Here is a 4,323-nt window from a genome sequence, read left to right as displayed (position 1 = left end):
CCCGTCCGGAACAGGCGCCCCAAATCGACGCAAAAGCGCCTTCGCCTGATACTCATGTATGTTCATCGGGCGTTCCTCGTTCAGACGGTTTTATGTCGTTGGCCGCAGCCGCCCGTCGAGCGCGCTGTGCGGCGAGTTTGGACTGCAGGCGGTTTCGGCGCGCCTCGGCCCGCGCGGAGGTTTCGCGGCCGCGCAGCCAGCGCCACAGGGCGTCCGCCCCATCCGCCAGCACGGCAAGGATGAGATAGGCGACGGCGAGCGCGATAAGCGTAAGGAGCGGCCAGGCGAGAGCGTCGAACGCGCGCGCCGGAAGCGACGTCCACGGCGGCGAAAACGGATCGGAGCCGACAAAGCCGGCAAAGGCGACCACCGCGAACAGCGCGCCTGCGAACGCCGTCAGCGCGTCGGCCGTCCGCCGCGCGGGGCCGCGCCGTTTGGCGCGCGGGTCGTCGAGATCGGCCGGCCAGCCGGAAGCGAGATCGCCGATGTCCGGCAGATCGTTCATCGTCGCCGCCCGCGGGAAGCGATAGCGAGAGCCCTTTGATGATCAGAGCTCCCGCGCGCATCCCCGCCTCCGCCTTACTTGCCGAGGTTCGGGGCGATGCCCTTGCACACCTCGATCAGCCCCTTCACGGCGCCGACCGATGCGTCGAAGGCCTCGCGTTCGTCCGGGTTGAGCTCGATCTCGACCACGCGCTCCACGCCGCCCGCGCCGATGACCACCGGCACGCCCACATAGATGTCGTTGAGCCCGTACTGGCCGGAGAGATGCGCGGCGCAGGGCAGCACGCGCTTCTTGTCCTTGAGGTAGCTCTCGGCCATGGCGATGGCGGAGGCGGCCGGCGCGTAGAACGCCGAGCCGGTCTTCAGCAGGCCCACGATCTCGGCGCCGCCGTCGCGGGTGCGCTGCACGATCTGGTCCAGGCGCTCCTGCGAGGTCCAGCCGAGCTTGACCAGGTCCGGCAGCGGGATGCCGGCCACCGTGGAGTAGCGGGTCAGCGGCACCATGCTGTCGCCGTGGCCGCCGAGCACGAAGGCGGTGACGTCCTCCACCGACACCTTGAACTCGTCGGCGAGGAAGTAGCGGAAGCGGGCCGAGTCCAGCACGCCGGCCATGCCGACCACCTTCTCCGGCTTCAGGCCCGAGGCCTCGCGCAGCGCCCAAACCATGGCGTCGAGCGGGTTGGTGATGCAGATCACGAATGCGTCAGGGGCGTATTTGGCGATGCCGGCGCCCACCTGCTCCATGACCTTGAGGTTGGTGCCGATCAGGTCGTCGCGGCTCATGCCGGGCTTGCGCGGCACGCCGGCGGTGACGATCACCACGTCGGCGCCGGCGATGCCCTCGTAGGATGAGACGCCCGAGAGCGCGCTGTCGAAGCCGCTGACCGGCGAGCTCTCCGCGATGTCGAGCGCCTTGCCCTGGGGCACGCCGTCCACGATGTCGAACAGCACCACATCGCCGAGTTCCTTCAGGCCGACGAGATGGGCGAGCGTGCCGCCGATCTGGCCCGAGCCGACGAGTGCGATCTTGCTGCGCGCCATGTCCTGAAGCTCCCTCGCGAAGGCGTTTCGCCTGTTGGGCCGGGCGTGGCGAATTGCCGCCGCCGGCCGGGCTTTTCGACTAGCCCGATTGCCGGGCCGGTTCAAGAGAGGCGGCGCCTTTCTTTGCGGCGCCGCAGCGTAATACCAGCGAGCCTTAGCGGATCAGGTCTCGACAAGGCCCGTGGTCGCCCCCGAGGCGGCGCTGTCAGGTCGCCCGTGCGGTCGCGACAGCCACTCCTCAGACCCCATTTCAGCAAGCCGCGAGGCGGTGCGCGCGAAGCCGAAGGCCTCATACCCCTCCGAGCCGGCCCAGAGCTGGTCGGGCTCGGCCTCCGCCGAGGCGACCAGCTTCACCCCGTGCTCGTAAAGCTCGTCCACCAGCGTCATGAAGCGCCGCGCCTCGTTGCGGCGCTGGTCGTCGAGCACGGGCACCCGGTCGAGCACCAGCGTGTGATAGCGCCGCGCCAGCGCGATGTAGTCTCCGGCGCCGAGCGGCCTGCCGCAGAGATCGTCGAAGCTCGCCCGCGCCACGCCGTTCGCCGCCCGCGGCAGCGGGATGTGGCGGCCCTGCACGTCGAGCGTCGCCGGCGCGCCCGGCCCGCCCGCAAGCGCCGTGAATGCGGCGTCGAGCGCGGCTTCCGCGCCCGCGTCCGCCGGCGCGTGCCACAGCCCGTTGTCGCCGAGCTTCTCACGACGGAAATCGGTGCGCGACTCCAGCTTCACCACCTCCATGCGCTGACGCACCAGATCGATGAACGGCAGGAACAGCGCCCGGTTGAGGCCGTCCTTGTAAAGCTCCATGGGCGGCACGTTGGAGGTGGCGACCACGGTGACGCCGGCCTCGAACAGGCGCTGGAACAGCCGGCTGAGAATCATGGCGTCGGCGATGTCGGTGACGTGCATCTCGTCGAAGCACAGCAGCCCCGCCTCCGCAGCGATCTGATCCGCGACGCCGGGGATCAGATCGCCCGTCGGGGCCTTGCCCACCTTCGCCGCCTGCCGCGCCTCGTGCAGCCGGGCGTGGACGTCGATCATGAAGTCGTGAAAATGCGCCCGGCGTTTCTTCGGGACCGCGGCCGCCTCGAAAAACATGTCCATCAGACGGGTCTTGCCGCGGCCGACCTCGCCCCAGACGTAGAGCCCCTTCACCGGCTCCTTCTTTCGGGCGAACAGCCAGCTCAAAGCGCCGGACTTGCTGCGGCTGCGGTCGCGCAGCGCCAGATCGAGCGCGTTCAGCCGCTCGATGACCTGGGCCTGGGCCGGATCGCGATCGAGCGCGCCCGAGCGCACCGTCGCCTCGTAGCGCTGAAGGGTGGTCTCGCCCATGATCGCGGCCGCGCCGCTTCTCCCCGTCGGTTCACGCCAGCCCGCCGCAGCCGGCGGCCGGGCCTCGACGCCCGCCTTAGCAGAGCCTCCCCCGCCGCGTCATGACGACGAACGGCGTGGGGGCCCCGCGTCCAGCGCGGAACAGGCCACGCATCCGGAACGTTTCGCCTCCATTCACCGGGAGACCTCCGTCATGCGCCGCAGCCTCGTCGTTCTCGTGGCCTTCGGGCTCGGGCTCGCGTTTTCGGCCGAAGCCGGCCCGCGCGACCGGGATGGCGGCGCCCGAGGCGACGCGCGCTGGCTGGAGCGCCCGTGCTGCGGCGACGCCGTCCGCCGCCTGCCCCGCGCGCGGCCCCGCGACGAGCCCAATGGCCCGATCCACCAGACCCAGGAGCAGGTCCAGCAGTCGGTCTACGACTTCGCCGCTGGCCGCCGGGGCAACATCCGGGAATACTGGCGCGAGTGAAGGTCGCGCGCCGGCTAGCGGCGACGAGGAGATTCGGCTCATGTCGTTGTCGCTGTGGTGCGTGCTGATCGCGGCGATCCTGCCGATCGCCACCGTCGCGCCCGCCAAGTGGAGTTCGCCCGGCTTCGACAACGGCGACCCGCGCGGCTGGGCCTCGACGGCTACCGGCTGGCGCAAACGCGCCATCGCCGCCCAGCAGAACGGCTTTGAGATCTTTCCGCTGTTCGCGGCCGCGGCGCTGACGGTTCAGACGCTTGGCCATGCGGGCGGCGCCGCGGACCTTCTGTCCGTCGCCTTCGTCGCTCTCCGTCTGGCGTATGTGGCCTGCTATCTCGCGGACCGTCCGACGCTGCGCTCGGCGGTCTGGTCGCTGGGCTTTTTCGTCGCCGTCGCGCTTTTCACGCTGCCGGCGTGGGGCTGAGCGGAAAAGCTGCAATCCGTTGGTGGAGAGCAGGAATCCTTCCGCGCGGCTGATGTCGGCCTATGATCGCAATTCATTGCAGCGCCGCCGGGCATAGTCCCATGCCGAGAACAGCGGGGTGTCGGACGCGGAGGCCGGCCTCATGATCCAAGGGTCTTGACCGAACAAGGTGTAGTGTTCGTAGAGTTCGTCGGCCGTCTTGGCCGGATTGTCCTGCAAGAACGTGTCCACAATCTTCCGACAGGCGGCCACGGCGGCCTCCAGGCTGTCGAACGAGCCGAGGCGATACCGCTCCTCTTTATCCATGTAGTGGAAGTTGTCGTCGACATAGACGGTCCAGTCGCCTTTGGTCATCGCGTCTCCTGAATTGTGTAACAATACCCTCCAAGGGCATTTCGACCGGCCTCGTGATTGAGGTGGCGACAGACCATTTGTTCCGCCCCTTTGCCTTGCGCGTTTTGTTCGATACGTCTTCTGACGGGTGAAGCCTTTTGCCTGAGGGGCTCCCGCGATCCGTTGCGGGTCCGGGACGCTTGAAGCCGTGCGGTCCACTTCCGGATTGACG

The 4,323-nt window shown here is 68.9% G+C and carries 6 protein-coding genes; 2 read left to right on the top strand and 4 right to left on the bottom strand.

Annotation, left to right across the window (positions count from 1 at the left end; all coding sequences use genetic code 11):
* Positions 1-52 precede the first annotated feature (52 nt).
* The 3 genes from PKE85_RS00030 to zapE form a co-directional block, all read right to left on the bottom strand.
* On the bottom strand, positions 53-505 hold the full coding sequence (locus tag PKE85_RS00030; RefSeq protein WP_271202741.1) for a hypothetical protein: 453 nt from the start codon (positions 503-505) through the stop codon (positions 53-55).
* A gap of 74 nt (positions 506-579) precedes the next feature.
* Positions 580-1,545, bottom strand: coding sequence for a malate dehydrogenase (mdh, locus tag PKE85_RS00025; RefSeq protein ID WP_271202740.1), 966 nt, complete (start codon positions 1,543-1,545; stop codon positions 580-582).
* A gap of 162 nt (positions 1,546-1,707) precedes the next feature.
* Positions 1,708-2,871 carry a cell division protein ZapE gene (zapE, locus tag PKE85_RS00020; protein ID WP_271202739.1) on the bottom strand — a complete coding sequence of 388 codons (1,164 nt, stop codon included), beginning with the start codon at positions 2,869-2,871 and terminating at the stop codon, positions 1,708-1,710.
* A gap of 193 nt (positions 2,872-3,064) precedes the next feature.
* Here zapE and PKE85_RS00015 point away from each other — a divergent pair, with 193 nt between their 5' ends.
* Together PKE85_RS00015 and PKE85_RS00010 are read left to right on the top strand one after the other, a co-directional pair.
* On the top strand, positions 3,065-3,337 hold the full coding sequence (locus tag PKE85_RS00015; RefSeq protein ID WP_271202738.1) for a hypothetical protein: 273 nt from the start codon (positions 3,065-3,067) through the stop codon (positions 3,335-3,337).
* Positions 3,338-3,377: 40 nt separating this feature from the next.
* Complete coding sequence (locus PKE85_RS00010) at positions 3,378-3,758, top strand: MAPEG family protein (RefSeq protein ID WP_271202737.1); 381 nt, start codon at positions 3,378-3,380, stop codon at positions 3,756-3,758.
* Positions 3,759-3,818: 60 nt separating this feature from the next.
* Here the strand turns inward: PKE85_RS00010 and PKE85_RS00005 are convergent, their stop codons facing one another.
* Positions 3,819-4,112, bottom strand: a complete 294-nt coding sequence (locus PKE85_RS00005; protein WP_271202736.1) for a hypothetical protein — start codon at positions 4,110-4,112, stop codon at positions 3,819-3,821.
* Between the last annotated feature and the right edge of the window lie 211 nt (positions 4,113-4,323).

This window comes from Methylopila jiangsuensis (assembly GCF_027922305.1).
GTDB lineage: Bacteria > Pseudomonadota > Alphaproteobacteria > Rhizobiales > Methylopilaceae > Methylopila > Methylopila jiangsuensis.
This window is presented reverse-complemented; position numbering and strand designations above follow the sequence as displayed.